This window comes from Variovorax sp. (assembly GCF_965279555.1).
Lineage (GTDB): Bacteria > Pseudomonadota > Gammaproteobacteria > Burkholderiales > Burkholderiaceae_C > Variovorax.
The window spans coordinates 1,330,363-1,349,723 of the sequence record NZ_OZ257247.1; the positions used below are offsets into that span (position 1 = coordinate 1,330,363).

At 68.5% G+C, this 19,361-nt stretch carries 19 protein-coding genes; 14 read left to right on the plus strand and 5 right to left on the minus strand.

Annotated features, from left to right (window positions below; all coding sequences use genetic code 11):
• Positions 1-28 precede the first annotated feature (28 nt).
• From glpD to ACQY8B_RS06565, 10 genes are all read left to right on the plus strand, one after another.
• A complete protein-coding gene (glpD, locus tag ACQY8B_RS06520; RefSeq protein ID WP_422085942.1) occupies positions 29-1,609 on the plus strand; it encodes a glycerol-3-phosphate dehydrogenase in 1,581 nt (526 codons plus the stop codon).
• A gap of 125 nt (positions 1,610-1,734) precedes the next feature.
• Positions 1,735-2,739, plus strand: coding sequence for a dialkylrecorsinol condensing enzyme (locus ACQY8B_RS06525; protein WP_422085943.1), 1,005 nt, complete (start codon positions 1,735-1,737; stop codon positions 2,737-2,739).
• Positions 2,729-3,865 carry a beta-ketoacyl-ACP synthase III gene (locus ACQY8B_RS06530; protein ID WP_422085944.1) on the plus strand — a complete coding sequence of 379 codons (1,137 nt, stop codon included), beginning with the start codon at positions 2,729-2,731 and terminating at the stop codon, positions 3,863-3,865. Before ACQY8B_RS06525 ends, ACQY8B_RS06530 begins: the two co-directional genes overlap by 11 nt.
• A gap of 2 nt (positions 3,866-3,867) precedes the next feature.
• Positions 3,868-4,263 carry a hypothetical protein gene (locus ACQY8B_RS06535; protein ID WP_422085945.1) on the plus strand — a complete coding sequence of 132 codons (396 nt, stop codon included), beginning with the start codon at positions 3,868-3,870 and terminating at the stop codon, positions 4,261-4,263.
• Positions 4,260-5,240, plus strand: a complete 981-nt coding sequence (locus ACQY8B_RS06540) for a BtrH N-terminal domain-containing protein (protein WP_422085946.1) — start codon at positions 4,260-4,262, stop codon at positions 5,238-5,240. Before ACQY8B_RS06535 ends, ACQY8B_RS06540 begins: the two co-directional genes overlap by 4 nt.
• Positions 5,241-5,541: 301 nt before the next feature.
• Positions 5,542-6,450, plus strand: coding sequence for an ABC transporter ATP-binding protein (locus tag ACQY8B_RS06545; RefSeq protein ID WP_422085948.1), 909 nt, complete (start codon positions 5,542-5,544; stop codon positions 6,448-6,450).
• Between the two features lie 11 nt (positions 6,451-6,461).
• Positions 6,462-7,619 (plus strand): ABC transporter permease, encoded by a 1,158-nt coding sequence (locus ACQY8B_RS06550; protein WP_422085949.1) that lies wholly within the window; start codon positions 6,462-6,464, stop codon positions 7,617-7,619.
• On the plus strand, positions 7,616-7,897 hold the full coding sequence (locus ACQY8B_RS06555; protein WP_422085950.1) for an acyl carrier protein: 282 nt from the start codon (positions 7,616-7,618) through the stop codon (positions 7,895-7,897). Before ACQY8B_RS06550 ends, ACQY8B_RS06555 begins: the two co-directional genes overlap by 4 nt.
• Positions 7,894-8,964: a beta-ketoacyl synthase N-terminal-like domain-containing protein gene (locus ACQY8B_RS06560; protein ID WP_422085951.1), complete on the plus strand. Its 1,071-nt coding sequence runs from the start codon at positions 7,894-7,896 to the stop codon at positions 8,962-8,964. Before ACQY8B_RS06555 ends, ACQY8B_RS06560 begins: the two co-directional genes overlap by 4 nt.
• Positions 8,961-9,449: a hypothetical protein gene (locus ACQY8B_RS06565; RefSeq protein ID WP_422085952.1), complete on the plus strand. Its 489-nt coding sequence runs from the start codon at positions 8,961-8,963 to the stop codon at positions 9,447-9,449. The genes ACQY8B_RS06560 and ACQY8B_RS06565 overlap by 4 nt, the downstream gene beginning before the upstream one ends.
• Positions 9,450-9,458: 9 nt before the next feature.
• Here ACQY8B_RS06565 and ACQY8B_RS06570 read toward each other — a convergent pair whose 3' ends face one another.
• From ACQY8B_RS06570 to ACQY8B_RS06590, 5 genes are read right to left on the minus strand one after another with little or no spacing between them, the layout of a single operon-like run.
• Positions 9,459-10,079, minus strand: coding sequence for an N-methyl-D-aspartate receptor NMDAR2C subunit (locus ACQY8B_RS06570; RefSeq protein WP_422085953.1), 621 nt, complete (start codon positions 10,077-10,079; stop codon positions 9,459-9,461).
• 5 nt (positions 10,080-10,084) lie between these two features.
• Positions 10,085-11,188: a lytic murein transglycosylase B gene (gene mltB, locus ACQY8B_RS06575; protein ID WP_422085954.1), complete on the minus strand. Its 1,104-nt coding sequence runs from the start codon at positions 11,186-11,188 to the stop codon at positions 10,085-10,087.
• 53 nt (positions 11,189-11,241) lie between these two features.
• On the minus strand, positions 11,242-13,263 hold the full coding sequence (locus ACQY8B_RS06580; protein ID WP_422085955.1) for a transglutaminaseTgpA domain-containing protein: 2,022 nt from the start codon (positions 13,261-13,263) through the stop codon (positions 11,242-11,244).
• 16 nt (positions 13,264-13,279) lie between these two features.
• Positions 13,280-14,245: a DUF58 domain-containing protein gene (locus ACQY8B_RS06585; RefSeq protein WP_422085956.1), complete on the minus strand. Its 966-nt coding sequence runs from the start codon at positions 14,243-14,245 to the stop codon at positions 13,280-13,282.
• Positions 14,242-15,162: an AAA family ATPase gene (locus tag ACQY8B_RS06590; protein ID WP_422085957.1), complete on the minus strand. Its 921-nt coding sequence runs from the start codon at positions 15,160-15,162 to the stop codon at positions 14,242-14,244. Before ACQY8B_RS06590 ends, ACQY8B_RS06585 begins: the two co-directional genes overlap by 4 nt.
• A gap of 73 nt (positions 15,163-15,235) precedes the next feature.
• On the opposite strand from ACQY8B_RS06590, the gene ACQY8B_RS06595 reads away from it, so the two are divergent.
• From ACQY8B_RS06595 to ACQY8B_RS06610, 4 genes are all read left to right on the plus strand, one after another.
• Entirely contained in the window at positions 15,236-16,189 is a 954-nt protein-coding gene (locus tag ACQY8B_RS06595) for a histone deacetylase family protein (RefSeq protein WP_422085958.1), read from the plus strand.
• Positions 16,190-16,227: 38 nt separating this feature from the next.
• Positions 16,228-17,508, plus strand: a complete 1,281-nt coding sequence (locus ACQY8B_RS06600) for a mechanosensitive ion channel family protein (protein WP_422085959.1) — start codon at positions 16,228-16,230, stop codon at positions 17,506-17,508.
• 134 nt (positions 17,509-17,642) lie between these two features.
• A complete protein-coding gene (locus tag ACQY8B_RS06605) occupies positions 17,643-18,392 on the plus strand; it encodes an electron transfer flavoprotein subunit beta/FixA family protein (protein WP_422085960.1) in 750 nt (249 codons plus the stop codon).
• 2 nt (positions 18,393-18,394) lie between these two features.
• A complete protein-coding gene (locus ACQY8B_RS06610) occupies positions 18,395-19,327 on the plus strand; it encodes an electron transfer flavoprotein subunit alpha/FixB family protein (protein WP_422085961.1) in 933 nt (310 codons plus the stop codon).
• Positions 19,328-19,361: the final 34 nt, after the last annotated feature.

The window sequence follows — 19,361 nt, forward strand, 5'->3', positions numbered from 1 at the left end:
AAGCCACGAACCACCGGATACATCTGCTGTGAGCGATTTTTCTTCGAATCCGCCTGCGCCCGCCACCGATTGCGACGTGCTCATTGTCGGCGGCGGCATCAACGGCTGCGGCATCGCACGCGACCTGGCCGGCCGCGGCTGGCGCGTGGTGCTGTGCGAAAAAGACGATCTTGCCTCGCACACATCTTCTTCTTCGACCAAGCTGATCCACGGCGGCCTGCGTTACCTCGAGTACTACGAATTCTCGCTGGTGCGCAAGGCGCTGCAGGAGCGCGAAGTGCTGCTCAAGAGCGCGCCCCACATCATGTGGCCGCTTCGCTTCGTGATGCCGCACGACCCGTCGATGCGCCCGGCCTGGATGATCCGCATCGGCCTGTTCATGTACGACCACCTCGCCAGGCGCGAAGTGCTGCCCGGCTCGCGCAGCGTCGACCTGCACCGGCATGCGGCGGGCAAGCCGCTGAAGGACCAGTACAAGCGCGGCTTCATCTATTCCGACGGCTGGGTCGACGATGCGCGCCTCGTGGTGCTCAATGCACTTGATGCGCGGGCGCGCGGCGCCGAAGTACTGACCCGCACGCGCTGCGTGCACGCCCAGCGCGACGCCGACGGCTGGACCGCCACCCTGGAAGGCGCCGACGGCAACAGGCGCACGCTGCGTGCGCGCGCCGTGGTCAACGCGGCGGGGCCGTGGGCCGAGTCCTTCCTGCGCGGCGTGGCGCAGTCGGCCAAGGGCGAGGCGCTGGCCACCAAGAGCCTGCGGCTGGTCAAGGGCAGCCACATCGTGGTGCCGCGCCTGTTCGAGCACGACCATGCCTACATCTTCCAGAACCCCGACAAGCGGATCATCTTCGCCATTCCCTACCAGGACGAGTTCACGCTGATCGGCACCACCGACATCGAACTGACCGGCGACGACCCCGGCGCGGCGCGCATCGCGCAGGAAGAAATCGATTACCTCTGCACCCAGGCCAGCCGCTACTTCGAGAAGCCCATCGCGCCGGCCGACGTGGTGTGGACCTATTCCGGCGTGCGCCCGCTGCTGGACGACGCCTCGGGCGATCCCTCCGCCGTCACGCGCGACTACATGCTCGAGTCGAACACCACCGCCGCGCCGCTGCTGTCGGTGTGGGGCGGCAAGATCACCACCTTCCGCAAGCTGGCCGAGGACGCGGCCGACGAGGTCGGCAAGATGCTGGGCCAGTCGACCGCGCAGCGCCCGGCCTGGACCGATGGTGCCTTCCTCGCGGGCGGCGACCTGTCGGGCTGGATCGGCGCCGCGAAGCGCCCCGACGATGACTTCGAGCGCTTCGTGTCGGCCGTGCAGGCAAAGCACCCCTGGCTCTACGGCCAGCTCGCGCGGCGGCTGGCGCGGGCCTACGGCGCGCGCATTGCCGACGTGCTGGGCGATGCGAAATCCTTTGCCGGCCTGGGCGCCGAAGTGGCACCAGGCCTGTTCGAGCGCGAACTGCGCTTCCTGCAGGACAACGAGTGGGCCGTGAGCGCCGACGACGTGCTCTGGCGCAGATCCAAGCTGGGGCTGCACTACACGGCCGCGCAGCGCGAACAGGTCGCGCTCTGGCTGCAGGCCCACCCCAGGCGCGGCTGAGGCCCGGCGAAGGCCCGGCTGAGGGGCTGGCCACCCCAACCATCGGGAGTCGTAGACATGACTGATGGCAGATGCTTTTGGCGCTTGCTTCGCGTACATTCGACGGCCCCCGAAAGCCACCGCCAGTGATCTCCAGCCTTTCCAGCCTCCCAGAACCCGTCGCCGCGCCCCGCAACAGCACCCCCAAGCGGGTCCTTGTTCTTCGCTACTCGCAGTCCGGCCAGCTCGACCAGGTGGCGGAGCAGATCGTGGCGCCGCTGCGCGCCGATCCGTCGATCCGGGTGCATGAGGAAGTGCTGAGGCCGCTGCGGCCGTATCCCTTCCCCTGGCCCTTCCTGACCTTCTTCGACGCCTTCCCGGAGTCGGCCCACATGAAGCCGCAGCCGCTGGCGCAGCTGTCGCTGAGCGGCGATGAAGATTTCGACCTCATCGTGCTGCCCTACCAGGTGTGGTTCCTGGCACCTTCGCAGCCGGTCGCGGCGTTCCTGAAGCATCCGGTGGCCGCGCGACTGCTCAAGGGCAAGCCGGTGGTCACGGTCATTGCCTGCCGCAACATGTGGCTGCTGGCGCACGAAAAGCTCAAGGGCATGCTCGACGACGTGGGCGCGCGCCTGATCGACAACGTGGTGCTGACCGACCCCGGCCCCACGCTCGCCACCTTCTTCACCACGCCGGCCTGGCTGATCTGGGGCCGCAAGCGCGGCTTCTGGGGCATGCCCGATGCGGGCCTGAGCGCCGAGCAGATCCGCGGCAGCGGCCGCTTCGGCCGCGCGCTTCGCGATGCGCTGCACGCCGGCCTCGAACGCGGTGCGCAGCCGCTGCTGGCCGGTCTGGGCGCGGTGCGAGCCGATGCCCGGCTGCTCGTCAGCGAGAAGGCGGGCACCCGCAGTTTCTACCTGTGGGGCAAGCTCATCATGGCGGCCGGCGGCCCCGGCGCGTGGCAGCGCAAACCGCTGCTTCTGCTGTACGTGCTGTTCCTGCTGGTACTGATCATTACGGTAGTGCCCGTTAGCCTCACGCTCCAGGCGCTGCTGCGGCCTTTGTTCCGGGGGTGGCTGACTAGAATGACGGCCCAATTCGAGTGCCCGTCGGGCTCCGCCACGGACCGCTCCCATCTCTATGACGACTGATGTCTTCCTGACCCGCACTGCCGCCTTCCTGCCCTTTTCCCCGGTCAGCAACGAAGACATCGAAGACGTGCTCGGCCGCATCGGCGGCAAGGCTTCGCGCGCGCGCAGGCTGATTCTTCGCAGCAACGGCATCCAGTCGCGCCACTACGCCATCGACCGCGCCACCGGCGAGCTGGCCATGACCAACGCGCAGCTCACCGCATCGGCCATCCGCGCGCTGGGCGACGACCTGGGGCCGGTCGACTGCCTTGCCACCGGCACTTCGCTGCCCGACCAGCTCATGCCCAACCATGCGGTGATGGTGCACGGCGAACTCGGCTGGCCGCGTCTCGAAGTGGTGGCTTGCGCAGGCATCTGCCTGGCTGGCGCCGCGGCGCTGAAGCATGCCTGGCTGTCGGTGCGCGCGGGCGACGCGCGTCGCGCGGTGGCCACCGGTTCGGAGCTGGCCTCGGCCGTGATGCGCGGTTCGCGCTTCGAGGCGGAGCTGGAGCACAAGCTCGAAGCGCTCGAGGCCCGGCCCGAGCTGGCTTTCGAGAAGGACTTCCTGCGCTGGATGCTCTCCGACGGCGCCGGCGCGGTGCTGCTGGAGCGCGAGCCGCGCGGGCCGCTGTCGCTGCGCGTGGACTGGATCGACCTGTCGTCGGCAGCGCACGAACTGCCGGTGTGCATGTACGCAGGCGCCGAGAAGAACGCCGAAGGCGGCCTCGACGGCTGGGCCCGCAAGTCGCCCGAAGACTGGCAGCGCGAGTCGACCTTCGCGGTCAAGCAGGACGTGCGCCTGCTCAACGACAACATCGTGCGCGCCACGCTGGGCGAGCCGCTCGCGGCCATCATCGAGCGGCGCGGGCTCAAGTCGGCGGACATCGACTGGTTCCTGCCGCATCTGTCATCGCACTATTTCGTCGAGCCGGTGAGCCAGTGCCTGGAATCGCTGGGCCTGCACATTCCGCGCGAGCGCTGGTTCAGCAACCTTGCGAGCAAGGGCAACACTGGCTCTGCATCGCCTTACATCATGCTCGACGAGCTGTTCCGCTCGGGCCGCATCAAGCCCGGCCAGAAGCTCTTGATGTTCGTGCCTGAAAGCGGCCGCTTCTCCAGCGGCTTCATCTACATGGAGGCGGTGTAGCCATGGACCTCGACGCGGTACCGCAGGAGGGCAATGCGACCCTCGACGGCCATTCCAAGCTGATGTACGCGCGCGATGCGCAGGGCCGTGTCGTCACCACTCCCTCGCGCGGCTGGGAGGCGGAAGAAATCGTCACCAGCCACGCGGTCGATGTGCTCGTAGAACAGGCGCAGGCCGCAAGGGAGCGCGTGAAGGCGGGCCAGGCCTCGCCGCTCGAATACTGGATGTACGAGCGCCGCATGGACGTGGCGCTGCTTTCGCAGACCAGCGGCTTCTGGCAATGGCGCGTGCGGCGCCACCTGCAGCCGCGCCATTTCGCCGCGCTATCTACAGCGCAGCTCGCACGCTACAGCGAAGCGCTGGGGCTGCCCGTTTCCACCCTGCAAGGCCTGCCGTGAAGTTCCAACACCAACAGGCGGCGCACTGCGAGAGCGGCGTCATCTCCAGCCTGATGCGCCACCACGGCGCGCCGATGAGCGAGAGCATGGCGCTGGGGCTGTCGTCCGCGCTGTCGTTCGCGTACCTGCCGTTCATCAAGCTGTCGGGGCTGCCGCTCATTTCGTACCGCATGCCGCCCAAGGCCATCATCAAGGGCCTGCTGGCGCCGATGGCCGCGCGCTTTCGCTTCGAGACCTTCCGCAGCCCCGAGGCCGGCCAGCAGCGGCTCGACGCTTTGCTGGCCGACGGCCAGCTGGTGGGGCTGCAGACCTCGGTCTACTGGCTGCCGTACTTCCCGCCGAACATGCGCTTTCACTTCAACGCGCACAACCTGCTGGTCTACGGCAAGGACGGCGACGACTACCTGATCAGCGACCCCGTGTTCGAAGAGCCCGTGCGCTGCGCCAGCGGCGACCTGGCCCGCGCGCGCTTTGCCAAGGGCGTGCTCGCGCCCAAGGGGCTCATGTATTACCCGCAGGCCATCGACCGCAAGGCGGTCGACGCCGCCAGCGTCGTCAAGGCCATCCGCAAGACGGTGCGCAACATGCTCGCCCCCGTCCCGATCGTCGGCGTGCGCGGCATGCGCACGCTGGCCAAGCGCATGCAGGCCCTGTCGCCGACCGACCCGCGCAGTGTCGACTTCATCGGCCACGTGGTGCGCATGCAGGAAGAAATCGGCACGGGCGGGGCGGGCTTTCGCTTCATCTATGCGGGCTTCCTGCAAGAGGCCGCGCACCTGCTCGACAAGCCGCAGCTGCAGCAGATGTCGGAGCGGCTGATCGCGATCGGTGACGGCTGGCGCGCGTTCGCACTCAAGGCTGCTCGCATGGTGAAGGGGCGCGAGGCTGTGGACCCCGCAGCGCTTGCTGCGAAGCTGCGTGAGCAGGCGCAGCAGGAAGAAAGCTTCTTCCGCGATCTCAAGGCTGCCGTCGCTTGATGAGTGCTTGCGTGGTTTCGAGTCGTTCGGGGCGCGATCACGCCGACGGGGTACCTTGCTCCGCGAATGTCCCCCGCTCTTCGGGCTCCTCCTTTAGTTCGCTGCGCAAGGCACCCCGCCAGCGTGATCGTTCAGAGCACTCATTAATCGGGCAGCACAAGAGCCGCGTCCATCGTGCGCAGGACATCGGGTGCTCCCCGCAGCGAAATAAAGGAGGAGGGCGAAGCCCGGGGGACATTCGCGGAGGGGAGTACCCGATGCCCTGCGCACACGCCCCGAACAACACCCGGACGGCAACCCGATGCTAGAGCTGAAGAACCTCAGCTACCGGTATCCGCATGCCGACGCACCCGCACTGGCCGGCGTATCGCTCGCAGTGCCGAGGGGTTGCGTGCTCGGTCTTCTGGGCCCGAACGGCGCGGGCAAGACCACGCTCATCTCGCACCTGTCGGGCGCGCTGGCCGTGCAGTCGGGTGAGATCCGGATCGATGGTCAACCGCTGCAGCACGTGCGCGCAAAGACGCCCACGCGGATTGCAGTTGCGCCACAGGAGCACGCGTTCTATCCCATGCTGACCGTGGCCGAGAACCTCGCATGCTTTGCGTCTGCGGGTGGCCTGTCCGGCGCGAAGAAAAAAGAGCGCATCGCCGCCTGCACGCAGTTCGCGCAACTCGAACAGTTCTCGGGCGTGTGCGCTGAGAGACTCTCCGGCGGCCTCAAGCGACGCCTGAACCTCGCCATCGCGTTGCTGCCCGAACCCGAGCTGATGCTCTTCGACGAGCCCACCGTCGGCGTCGATCCGCAGTCGCGCGCCTTCATCCTCGACGCCATCAAGAGCCTCGCGCAGCAAGGTGCGGGGGTGATCTACGCATCGCACTACATGGAAGAGATCGAGGCGATCGCCGATCGCGTCGTCATCCTTGACCGGGGCCATGTGCTGCGCGAAGGCGCACTCGACGACCTGCTGTCGAAGAGCGCGATGCTGCTCACGCTTGCGGCCGACGGGCTCGATGCCGGCATGCTCTCGCGCTTCGGCACCGTGGAAGATGGCGGCGTGCACTGGCGCATCCACCTGGACGCCGGCATCGGCCCCGGCCCCGTGCTGGCCGCGCTTGAAGCAGAGGGCATAGAGGTGCGCCACGCCGAGTTCGGCCGCCATGACCTAGAGCAACTGTTCATGGCGCTCACCCATCGCTCGCTGCGCGACTGACCGAAGTTCCCATGCTCTTCGCGCTCATCAGGAAAGAACTGCTCGCCCTCGTGCGCGACATGCACGGGCTGGCCGCGTTGTTCGTGATGCCGATGGTCTTCATCGTGCTGATGTCGCTCACGCTGAAAGACATCTACCGTCCGCCGCTCGCCGAGCTGACTTATGCGGTCGACATGCGCGACGCCGCCACGCCCGCGCAGTGGCTCAAGCAGCTCTGGCAGCGCAACCACGGCACGCCGCAGCCGCTGGGCGACGACTGGCAGGCGCGGCTGCGCAACGGTTCGCTCAAGTACGTGATCGTGATGGAGCCGGGGCTGTCGGAAGAGCTGGAGTCGGCCGCGTTGTCGACCCAGGCGCGCATCCACCTGCTGACCGAGCCCGGCATCGACGCGAACCTGTTCAATGCGCTGCGTGCCGAGCTGGTCGGCGCGTCGGGCGAGCTCAAGGCGCGGCTCGCGCTGGCGGTGCCTGGCACGGCCGGCCCGGCGCCCGACGCATCGATCCAGGCAATGGTGCGCGCCGAGCGCTTCTCGACCGCCGGGCCGCGCCCGACCTCGGTGCAGCAGAACGTGCCCGCATGGCTGGTCTTCGGCATGTTCTTCGTGGTCGCCTCGTTGTCCAGCCTGTTCGTGCAGGAGCGCAGTTCCGGCGCGCTCGGCAGGCTGCAGAGCCTGGGCGTGTCGCGCTTCACGCTGCTGGCGTCCAAGGCGTTGCCCTACCTTGGCGTGAATGCGCTGCAGGCGGTGCTCATGCTCGCGGCCGGCATCTGGTTCATGCCGCTGATCGGGGGCGACGCGCTGTCGCTCGCGGGCATCCACTGGGGAGCGCTGCTGTTGTCGCTCGGCGCGGTGAGCCTGGCGGCGGTGAGCCTGTCGCTCGCGCTGGCCTGCCTGGTGCGCAGCCATGCGCAGGCGGCCACCATCGGGCCGATGGTCAATGTGCTGATGGCGGCGGCCGGCGGCATCATGGTGCCCAAGTTCGTGATGCCGGGCTTCATGCAGCGGCTGGTCGAGATCTCGCCGATGAACTGGGGGCTCGAGGCCCTGCTCACCGTGCTGCTGCGCGGCGGCGGCGTGGCCGACGCGCTGCCGCAGATCGGCCGGCTGGCCGCGTTCGCGGCGGTGATGTTCCTCATTGCCGTATTTCTGTTTCGCAGGCGCGCACCATGAGCACCATTGGCACTGTCACCCCTGAATTCATCGCCAGCCTCAAGGCCATGGTGCTCGAAGCCGTCGAGAAGACGGCGCCCCCCGGCGGCCTCGGCGACGACGAGCCGCTGTTCGGCCCCGAGGCGCGGCTCGACCTCGACTCGCTCGATGCGCTGCAGGTGTCGATGACGATCCAGCAGCGCTTCGGCGTGCGCATGCCCGACAGCAAGGAGACGCGCCGGGCGCTCACGTCCATCGCGCATCTGGCGCAGCATCTCGCGCAAGCGGGCAAGGCATGAGCCAGGTCTTCCTGGCCGGCGTCGGGCTGGCCTGCGCGCTGGGGGAAGACATGCCGCGCGCACTGGCTTCGCTGCGGCGCGGCGGGGTGCCGCCGGTGCCCGTGGCCGTTGCCAATGACGTGTGCTGGCCCGTGCATGCGCTTCCGCGGTCGGCGGGCGACTGGACCGAACGCCTGCGCCGCACCGTGCGCAACGTGGCCGCGCAGACCGGCGACTGGGATGCGCGCACTGCGCCGCTGTTCGTGGCTTCGTCGTCGCTCGACATCGGGTTCATGGAGCACGCGGCGCAGTCCGAGCGGCTCGGCGGCGATCTGCAGGACTTCGCCGACATCGTTGCTGGTGCACTGGACTGGCAGGGGCCGGTGTTCACGGTCTCGACAGCCTGCACTTCGTCGCTGAACGCGGTGCTGACGGCCTGCGACATGATCCGCGGCGGCGAGGCGCAAGAGGCGCTGGTGATCGGCGCCGAACTGGACAACCGCTTCACCGTCGCAGGCTTCGGCGCGATGCAACTGCTGGCGCCCGATCGCGCAAAGCCCTTCGGCACCGGACGCAAGGGGCTGGTGCTCGGCGAGGCGGTGGCTGCGCTGCGGCTGCAGTCGCGGGCCGCGCGCTGGCAGGTGATGGGCGGCGCCAACGTGGTCGACGGGCGCAATCCCTCGGGCACCGAAGCCAGCGCGGTGCTTGCGATGTGCCACGGCGCGCTGGCGCAGAGCGGGCTGCGGCCGGCCGACATCGACCTCATCAAGGTGCAGGCCGCCGGCAGCCCGGTCAACGACGCGATCGAGGTGGAGGCACTCAAGCAGGTGTTCGATCCGCTGCCGCCGCTGGTGTCGCTCAAGTCGGTGATCGGCCACACGCTGGGCGCTGCAGGGGCGGCCGAACTGGCGCTGCTGGTGGGCTGCATCGAAGGCGGCGCGTGGCCGGTGGTGGACTATCCGCTCGACGAGACGCTCGGCATCTCGCTGTGCGCGCAGGCGCCGCAGGGGCTGCGCCACATCCTGCTCAATCTGGTGGGCTTCGGCGGCGGGCATGCCTCGCTGGTGTTGAAGGACTGCTCGGCATGACGGCATGGCGCACAGCGGCGCACTTCGTCGCGCATCCGCCGCCGGCGGATTGGCGCGATGAGCTGGCGCGTCGCATCGGTCGTCGCCCGCGCCGCGTCGGCTTGTGGACGGAGCTTGCGATGTATGGCGCGCGCCGTTGCCTCGACGCGGCCGGCGAAGCAGCACTGCCAGCCGATGCCCGCCTGCGCGTGGCCAGCCTGCGCGGCGCATGGGAGGCCACGCAGGCGGGCCTTTCGCAGCTCGACACGGGCCTGCCGATGCCTTTCACCTTCATGCAGAGCCAGCCCGCGCTGATGCTGGCCGAGGTGGGCCGATGCCTCGAATGGCAAGGCGATGCGAGCTTCATGCTGTGCCGCGACCCGCAGCGCCTGCTGGCGTTGTCGAAGCTGGGCGCGGCGAGGGGCGGCCTGCTGTTCGGCACCGTCGAAGAGGCGCATGGCGGCGAGCCGCCGCGTACCGAATGGTGGCGGCTGGTGCCGGCCTGAGGCCGCGGGTCAGCCTGCGATCGAACGCTGCAGGTTGATGCGTGCCTGCGCCTCGAGCTGCGCATGCATGCGCGGCGTGGCGTAGATGGCCTCGCGATCGAGAAAGCGCTGGAGGATGGCGCGCCGGCGCGGGAGGCGCACCTCTTCGGGCACGAAGGCGTATTCGGCGTGCACCTGGCGCTCGTATTCGTCGAAACGCTCGCGCCCGGCACCCAGGATCGACAGGTCGATGTCGATCAGCAGTTCGGCGTCGCGGCCCTCGGGCACCGCGTCATGGCGCGTGGCCATGACGAGCGCGCAGACGCGTTCGGCCGCTTCCGCGTCGACGCCAGCAGCCAGCAAGGCCTGCCGCGCCCAGTCGGCGCTGCGTGCTTCGTTGTCGTGTGCATGCACGTCGTAGATCGCGTCGTGGAACCACAGTGCCAGCGCTACCTCCGCGGGGTGTTCGGCAAGTGCCTTCTCGCGCTCGAACCAGGCGAGGCATTCGCCCAGGTGCTGCATCGTGTGATAGTGGCGCTGGGGTTCGGCGTAGCGCTGCTGCAGCTCGGCGCACAGTGCCTCGTCGGGCGCCGCGACGCCCAGCGCATGCCAGGCCGCGTTCCAGTTTGCGCGCAGTGCCTCGGGCGACATGGTGCCTATTGCTCCATCGCGGCCTTGACCTCTTGCCCGAGGTCGAGCACGGACATGGCGTAATAGCTGCTCCAGTTGTAGCGCGTGATCACGTAGAAGTTGCGCGTGCCGGCCACGTAGGTGGGCGGTGCGTCGGCGCCGTTCTGCAGCTCGACCAGCGCGAGCAGGCCCTTGTGGCGGATGCCGTCGCCCTCGGGCACCGCGCCCGCGGCCACGAAGCTGTCGGCGCTGAAGGTCGGCAGGATGTCGGGCGCCAGCAGCAGCGCCTTCTGCAGCCGTGCTTCCTCGAAGTGCACCGGGAAGATGGCGGGCATGCCCGGCTGCCAGCCGAAGGCCTTGAAGTAGCTGGCCACGGAGCCGATCACGTCTGCGGGGTTGTTGACCAGGTCGATGCGGCCGTCGCCGTCGAAGTCGACCGCGTACTTGGCGATGCTGCTGGGCATGAACTGCGGCATGCCCATGGCGCCGGCGTAGCTGCCCAGCGGGGTGAGCGGGTCGTCGGCGGTGCGGCTCTCTGTGCTCAGGAAGCTCTCGAGCTCGCCGCGGAAGAAGGCCTCGCGCTCGGCCGCTCGCGGGTGGCCCTGGGGGAAGTCGAAGGAGAGCGTGGCCAGCGCGTCGATCACGCGAAAGCTGCCCATGTTGCGGCCATAGATGGTTTCCACGCCGATGATGCCGACGATGATTTCCGGCGGCACGCCGTACACCTGCTGGGCGCGCGCCAGCGTGTCGGCGTTGGCGCGCCAGAAGCGAACGCCGGCCGCGATGCGTACCGGGTCGATGAAGCGGCTGCGATAGGTCTGCCAGTTCTTCACGGTGCCCACCGGGCCCGGCAGCATGAGCCGCGGCACGTTGGGCAGGAAGCGCGCGCTGCCGATGGTGGCGCGCACCCATTCGCGGTCGAGGCCCCGGCGGGCCGCCACTTCGTCGGCGAACTGCATGGCGTCTTCGCGCGTGGCGTAGGGCGTGCTGCCGCGCACCGGGTTGACCGCGGCGGTGGCGCGGCCGCCGGAGGACTTCTGTGCTACAGCCCCCGTGGACCATGCGCAGCAGGCGGCGAGAAGAGCGGCTGCCGCAGCGGCGCGGGACGGCGTGGGGAGAAAGAATCGCATGGGTTGATTGTGCCGCCCGCCCGCACGGACCCCTTTCGGGGACACATGTGGTTTCAGCCGCGCGGGTTCGCGGCGGGCCAGGCGAGGCGGCGGAATTCGGCGCGCAGGGTGGAAAGGGAGTCCGGCGTGGCCGGTGAGTAGCGTTGTGCCTCGAGCTTCAGCAGCCAGTCGCGCACCGCCTGCGCGGCAGGGCCGAAGCGCGCGTCGGCGGCCTGGGCCATCTGGCGCGGCGGCGCGGTGTCGGGCAGCTGCAGGCCGGCCTTGGCGAGCCGCGCGCGGGCCTGGCCCAGCAGGCGCAGCCACGGGTCGTGACGGCTGCGCTCCCACAGCGTCCAGGCGGCGCCGGCGAGGCTCGCGCCCACCAGCAGATAGAGCAGCACATAGGCCAGGTCTTCCAGGCTCGGCGCCTCGAAGCCGATGTTCTTCAGCAGGTTCAGCTGGCGGCTCTGCGTGTAGTTGAGCACCCACTGGTTCCAGCCGTTGTTCACCGCCTCCCAGGCGGCGCGGATGTTCTGCGCGAGTGAGGGGCTCATCGCGCCGATGGCGCCCGCGAACAGCCCCGGCTGCGGCACCAGCCGCTGGAACTGCCCGATGCGGCCCGGCGCGACGGAAGCGGTGGGATCGACGCGAACCCAGCCCGTGCCTTCCTGCCAGACCTCGGCCCAGGCATGCGCGTCGCTCTGGCGAATGATCCAGTAGTTGTCGACCGTGTTGAGGTCGCCGCCCTGGTAGCCGGTGACGATGCGCGACGGCACGCCCAGGTTGCGCATCAGCACCACGAAGGCCGAGGCGATGTGCTCGCAGAAGCCTTCCTTGCGGTCGAACCAGAACTCGTCGGCGGTGTTGTCGCCATAGACGCCGGGCTCCAGCGTGTAGCCGTAGCCGCCGGTGCGCAGCCGTGCGAGCGCGGCCTGCACGAAGGCCGGCGTATCGGCGCCGGCCAGTGCGGGGTCGGCGCGCATCTCGGAGGCAAGCTGCGCGGTGCGCGGATTGGTGCCGGGCGGCAGCGCCAGGTAGGCCTGCAGCTGGCCGCCCGCGCGCTTGAGTGGGCCGCTGTGGAACTGCGTGTAGCTCTCGGCGCGGTAACGCACCAGGTCGTTGAGCGGCCGGTTCGCCAACCATTGCAGGTCGGGCGTGCCCGTCACCTCGAAGCCCGGAGCCTCCGGCGCGCGCGGCGCGGCATCGAGTGTCAGCAGCAGGGGGCGGTTGCTGGGCTCGAGCGTGACCTCATAGCGCACCGGCTCGCCGCTCACGCGCAGGTTCGGCGCCCACTGCGTGCCGCGCGCCCATGACGGCAGCGCGGTCCATTCGCGGCCGTCGAACTGCGCGAGCACCGGGCCGCGGAAGTACAGCTGGCTTTGCGGCGGCGGCTTGCCGCCTTCGAAGCGCACCCGCGCGGCGATGCTGTCGTCGAGCGCCAGCTCGGCGATGGTGCCGACACGCATGACGTTCGACAGGCCGCTTCGTCCCACCATGGCGTCGCTGGGCGTGCCCCACAGCGGCGCGAAGCGCGGGAACAGCAGGAACAGCGCCAGCATGATCGGCGCGCCGGCCAGCGCCATCCAGCCGGCGGTGCGCGCGGCCTGCCACAGCGGCGGCCGGCCCACCGGCATGTGCGCGTTGACCAGCGCGGTGAGCAGGCCCAGCAGCGCGAGCAGCATGGTGAATGCGGTCAGCAGCGACTGCGAGTAGAAGAAGTTCGTGAGCATCGCGAAGAAGCCCAGGAAGAAGATGACGAAGGCGTCGCGCCGGGCGCGCAGCTCCAGCGTCTTCAGCGCCAGCAGGATCACGATGAGCGTGACGCCCGCGTCGCGTCCCAGCAGCGTGCGGTGGGTGGCGAAGGTGGCGGCCAGCGTGAGCGCCAGCAGCGCGGCGCGCCACCATTTGCCTGGCAGCGGGCGGGCCTGCACCGCGAGCATCCCGCGCCACAGCAGCACCATGGCCGTGATGGCTGTGCACCACCAGGGAATGTTCTCGATCTGCGGCAGCACGATCAGCGCGATCACCGTGAGCAGGAACAGCGTGTCCCGTGCATCCCGGGGCAGGGCCGCCAGCCGCGTCATGAGCTTGTTCATGTTCGTTGGCCTTCGTTCAGCACAGGGCCAATGCTTCGAGGCAGGCGCGCCGGTGCGCCTCGCCCTGCGAGGGTTTCACCACCCGGCCCGCCACGCGCATGCCGTAGTCCACGCCCAGCCGGTCGGCCATCAGCACCCAGGCGCACAGGCGCGAGATGCGGGCTTCGGTGTCGGGGAGGCCGGCGGACTGGGCGTCGAGCCAGAGTTCCTCGCGCTGCGTCTGCTGGGTGTCGCGGCTCACCAGGTCTTCGGAGCCGGCGGCCTGGGCGCGCGCGGCTTTCTTCCAGACAACCAGCTTCAGCGGGTCGCCGCGCCGGTAGGCACGCACGCCATCGTATTCGCCGGAGCCGGCGGCGCGCAATGCGGCCGATGCGGCGGCCGGGCCGGACAGCGGCTCGCCCGGCGGCAGCGGCGGCGGGTGCGCTTCGGGCGCGGGGTAGACCAGCATGCGGGCCGCCGGTCGCCACACCGTCCACACGCGGAAGGTGCCTAGCGGGAAGCGGGTCTCGGCAGTGAGCGGCGGCACCGGGTGCAGGCCGCGGCGCTCGGGCTGGAACGCGATCTCGACGGTGGCCGTGCCTTCGGCCGGCACATCGGTCCAGGCCCACTGGCCGCTGCCGCGCACCGCCATGCCGATGCCGTAGCGCACGCTGCGCCGGGTGTTGTGCAGCACCACCTTGAAGACGGCGGCCGCGCCCGCGTAGTGCGCATCGGGCGCCACCATGTGCATCGACAGCCCGCGCAGCGTGCCGTGGCACACGTGCATGCCCACCGCCACGCTGCCGGCCAGCAGGAAAGTCAGCAGGTAGCCCAGGTTGAGCTGGTAGTTGATCGACGCGATAAGCAGCACCAGCAGCGTGGCGGCCAGCGTCCAGCCGGCCCGCGTGGGCACGATGTAGACGTTGCGCTGGGTCAGCTCCAGCGTGTCCGACGGCGGCCGGCGCGACAGGAACCAGCCGTCGATGCGCGAGCGCAGGCTCACGGCAGGGGCACGGCGGCGATCATGGCGCGCACCTGCTCGACGGCGCCCCGGCCCGCGTCGCCCACCGGCGTGAGGCGGTGCGCGATGGTCTGCGGCAGCACGGCCTGCACGTCGTCCGGCGCGACGTAGTTGCGATTGGCCAGCAGCGCCTGCGCCTTGGCCGCGCGCAGCACCGCGATGCCGGCGCGCGGCGACAGCCCCTGCAGGAACCAGCGGCCCGAGCGGGTGGCGGCGATCAGGTCCTGCACGTAGTTGAGCAGCGCATCGGCCGCATGCACCTGCTGCACGCGCTGCTGGATGGCGGTCAGCTCACCGGCGGTCAGCAGCGCGGGCAGGCTGGCCAGCATCTCGCGGCGATCGGTGCCCGCCAGCAGCTGGCGTTCGGCGGCGCGGTCGGGGTAGCCGAGCGAGATGCGCATCAGGAAGCGGTCGAGCTGCGACTCGGGCAGCGCGAAAGTGCCGAGCTGGTCCTGCGGGTTCTGCGTGGCGATCACGAAGAAGGGCGTGGGCAGCGGGCGGGTCTCGCCCTCGACCGTGACCTGCTTTTCTTCCATCGCCTCGAGCAGCGCGCTCTGCGTCTTGGGGCTGGCGCGGTTGATTTCGTCTGCCAGCAGCACCTGCGCGAAGATCGGCCCGGGGTGGAACACGAAGGCCTGCTGCCCCCGGTCGTAGATGGCCACGCCCGACAGGTCGCCCGGCATCAGGTCGGCGGTGAACTGCACCCGCGAGAACTGCAAACCGAATGTGTGCGACAGCGCGTGGGCGAGGGTGGTCTTGCCGACCCCCGGCACGTCTTCGATCAGCAGGTGGCCGCCCGCCAGCAGGCATGCCACGCAGTCGCGCACCTGAGCCTCTTTGCCCACGATCACCGTGTTAAGCTGACTTAACAAAGTGGCTAGCTTTGCAGCAACGTCCATATTTGTATCCATATGCAAACGATACCGTAAGACCATGCGGCCCCATGCCGCGTGAGGTCTACACGCGAGAGACATGGGCAAGACAGGCTACTTCACACATCGCGACTTCTGGAAGCACGACATGGGCGGCGGGCATCCCGAATGTCCCGGCCGCCTGGATGCCATCGAAGACCGCCTGCTGCTCACCGGCGTGGGCGACGCGCTCGAACACCGCGACGTGCCGCTGGCCACGCTGCAGCAGCTCACCCGGGCGCACAGCACCGCGCACGTCGAGCACCTCGAGGAACTTCACCAGCGGCTGGTGGCCGACGAGCCCGCCGGCGGCCCCGACCATGCGCAGGTCGACCCCGACACCGTGCTCACCCGCTTCACCCTGCTGGCCGCGCGCCGCGCCGCCGGAGCCGCCATTGCCGCCACCGACGCGGTGGTGGCAGGCGAGCTGGAAAACGCCTTCTGCTCGGTGCGCCCGCCCGGCCACCATGCCTGCCGGGAGCAGGCGATGGGCTTCTGCTTCTTCAACAACATCGCCATTGCCGCGCGGCATGCCATCGAAGTGCACGGCATCGAGCGCGTGGCGATCGTCGATTTCGACGTGCACCACGGCAACGGCACCGAGAACATTCTCTCGAACGACCCGCGCGTGCTGATGGTCGGCTTCTTCCAGCACCCGTTCTATCCGTACAGCGGCACCGACCATCCCGCGCCGAACATGCTGAACATGCCGATCCCGGCCTACACCAGGGGCATGGACGTGCGCGAGATGATCGAGGCGGTGTGGATGCCGCGGCTGGAGGAGTTCAAGCCCCAGATGATCTTCATCAGCGCGGGCTTCGACGCCCATCGCGAGGACGACCTGGGCCAGCTCGGGCTCAACGAGAACGACTTCGCCTGGATCACCGGGCGGGTGCACGATGTGGCCAAACGCCACGCCAAGGGCCGTATCGTCTCGATGCTCGAAGGCGGCTACAACCTCGATGCGCTGGCGCGCAGCGTGGAAGCCCACATCCGCGTACTGGCCGACCTGTAGTGCCGCCGGCGCGAGCGGCGCCCATCTTTTTTGAACCGATGAATTTCAACGACTTCACCCAACGCCTGAGCCAGGTCGATGCACGCGGCATCGCCATCGAACTCGCCGTGCTGGTGGCCTGCATCGCCCTGGCCTGGGGCGTGTGCAAATGGTTCGGGCGCGACCAGCCCAAGGACTCGATCTGGTTCGGCGAGCGCACCTTCGACGGCGTGCTCTTCCCGCTGCTCGCGCTGGTGCTCACCGACCTTGCCCGGCGCGCGGTGGGCGATTTCCAGACCGTGCTTGTGCTGCGCATCGCGGTGTCGATGTTCCTGTCGCTGGCGGTGATCCGGCTCTTTGCGCGAGTGCTGCGCGCGGTGTTCCCGGCGTCCAACATGGTGCGGCTGCTGGAGCGCACGGTGTCGTGGCTGGCCTGGATCGCAGCGGTGCTGTGGATCGTGGGCCTGCTGCCGCCCGTGCTGGCCGAGCTCGACGACATCACGCTGGCCTTCGGCAAGACGCGTGTGAGCCTGCAGACCATCATCCAGGGCGCGCTGTCGGCCGGGCTGGTGATGATGATCGCGCTGTGGATATCGAGCACTGTCGAGAAGCGCATCCTGCGCGAGGCCGTCACCGACCTGTCGATGCGCAAGGTGGCGTCGAACGCGGTGCGCGCCTTCCTGCTGCTGATCGGCATGCTGTTCGCGCTGTCGGCGGTGGGGGTGGACCTGACGGCGCTGTCGGTGCTGGGCGGCGCGCTTGGCGTGGGGCTGGGGTTCGGGCTGCAGAAGCTGGCGTCCAACTACGTGAGCGGCTTCGTGATTTTGCTGGAGCGCTCGATCCGCATCGGCGACAACGTGAAGGTCGACACCTTCGAAGGCCGCATCACCGACATCAAGACGCGCTACACGCTCATTCGCGCGGGCAACGGCCGCGAGGCCATCGTGCCGAACGAATCTCTCATTACCAGCCGGGTCGAGAACCTCTCGCTGGCCGACCGCAAGTTCAACATAACCACCACCATCGTGGTGGGCTACGAGAGCGACGTGGCGCAGGTGCAGTCCATCCTGTGCGAGGCGGCCAAGGCCCAGCCGCGCGTGATGAGCGACCCCGCGCCGGTGGCCTTCCTCATGAACTTCGCGCCCGACGGGCTGGAGTTCACGCTCAACTTCTGGGTGACCGATCCCGACAAGGGCAAGGACAACCTGCGCTCGGCCATCAACATCGCGATCCTCGACGGGTTGCGCGGCGCCGGAATCGACATTCCCTATCCGCAGCGCGTGGTGCGGGTGGAGTCTTTACCGCCGGGAGTCGCGCCAGCGCCCGACGCTGTTTTATAATCGAGGAAAAGCACGATCGTTCTTTTTTTGGCCCGCAGCGCCGACAAGAAGAATGGAGAGGCGGCAAAGGTCGCGTCCTAGAATGACCGGTTGCCCTCGAAGCCCCCTTTTTGCAATCCAATGGAGTCAAGTCAATGAAGGTTCTGGTACCTGTCAAACGGGTCGTCGATTACAATGTGAAGGTGCGCGTGAAGAGCGACGGCACCGGGGTGGACATTGCCAACGTCAAGATGAGCATGAACCCCTTCGACGAGATCGCTGTCGAAGAGGCCGTTCGCCTGAAGGAAAAGGGCGTGGTCACCGAAGTCATCGCCGTGTCCTGCGGTGACGCCAAGTGCCAGGAAACCCTGCGCACCGCGATGGCCATCGGCGCCGACCGCGGCATCCTGGTCGAGACCACCGAAGAGCTGCAGCCCCTGGCCGTTGCCAAGCTGCTGAAGGCGCTGGTCGACAAGGAACAGCCCCAGCTGATCATCCTGGGCAAGCAGGCCATCGACGACGACGCCAACCAGACCGGCCAGATGCTGGCTGCCCTGGCCGACCTGCCGCAAGCCACCTTCGCCTCCAAGGTCGAAGTCGCAGGCGACAAGGCCACGGTTTCCCGCGAAGTCGACGGCGGCATGGAAACGCTGACGCTCACGCTGCCGGCCGTCATCACCACCGACCTGCGCCTGAACGAGCCGCGCTACGTGACGCTGCCGAACATCATGAAGGCCAAGAAGAAGCAGCTGGACACCTTCAAGCCCGAGGACCTGGGCGTGGACGTGAAGCCCCGCCTGAAGACCCTGAAGGTCAGCGAGCCGCCCAAGCGCGGTGCCGGCATCAAGGTGCCTGACGTTGCCACCCTGGTCGAGAAACTGAAGAACGAAGCGAAGGTGATCTGAACATGACCGCACTTGTTATTGCCGAACACGACCACGCCAGCATCAAGCCGGCCACCCTGAACACCGTGACCGCAGCCCTGGCTTGCGGCGGTGAAGTGCATGTGCTGGTGGCAGGCGCCAATGCCGCCGAAGCAGCCAAGGCAGCCGCACAGATCGCAGGCGTGACCAAGGTCATCGCCGCAGACAGCCCCAGCCTGGCAGAGAACCTCGCCGAGAACGTTGCAGCGCAAGTGCTGGCGATTGCAGCGAACTACAGCCACATCCTGTTCCCCTCGACCGCCAACGGCAAGAACGTGGCACCGCGCGTGGCCGCCAAGCTGGACGTGGCGCAGATCTCTGACATCACCAAGGTCGACAGCCCCGACACCTTCGAGCGCCCGATCTATGCCGGCAACGCGATTGCCACGGTGCAGAGCAGCGACGCCACCAAGGTGATCACGGTTCGCACGACCGGCTTCGACGCAGCAGCCGCCACCGGTGGCAGCGCAACCGTCGAAACGGCTGAAGGCGTGGCCGACAGCGGCAAGAGCAGCTTCGTGAGCCGCGAAGTGACCAAGAGCGACCGCCCTGAGCTGACGGCCGCCAAGATCATTGTCTCGGGTGGCCGTGCCCTGGGCAGCGCAGAAAAGTTCACCGAAGTGATGACGCCGCTGGCGGACAAGCTGAACGCAGGCCTCGGTGCCAGCCGTGCAGCGGTGGACGCGGGCTACGCACCGAACGACTGGCAAGTGGGCCAGACCGGCAAGATCGTCGCGCCGCAGCTGTACATCGCAGCGGGCATCTCGGGCGCCATCCAGCATCTGGCCGGCATGAAGGACTCAAAGGTCATCGTCGCGATCAACAAGGACGAAGAGGCTCCGATCTTCTCGGTGGCCGACTACGGCTTGGTGGCCGACCTGTTCACGGCCGTGCCCGAATTGGTGAAGGCGCTCTGATCGCATCGCTGCACTGAGCCGGAGGGCATCGTTC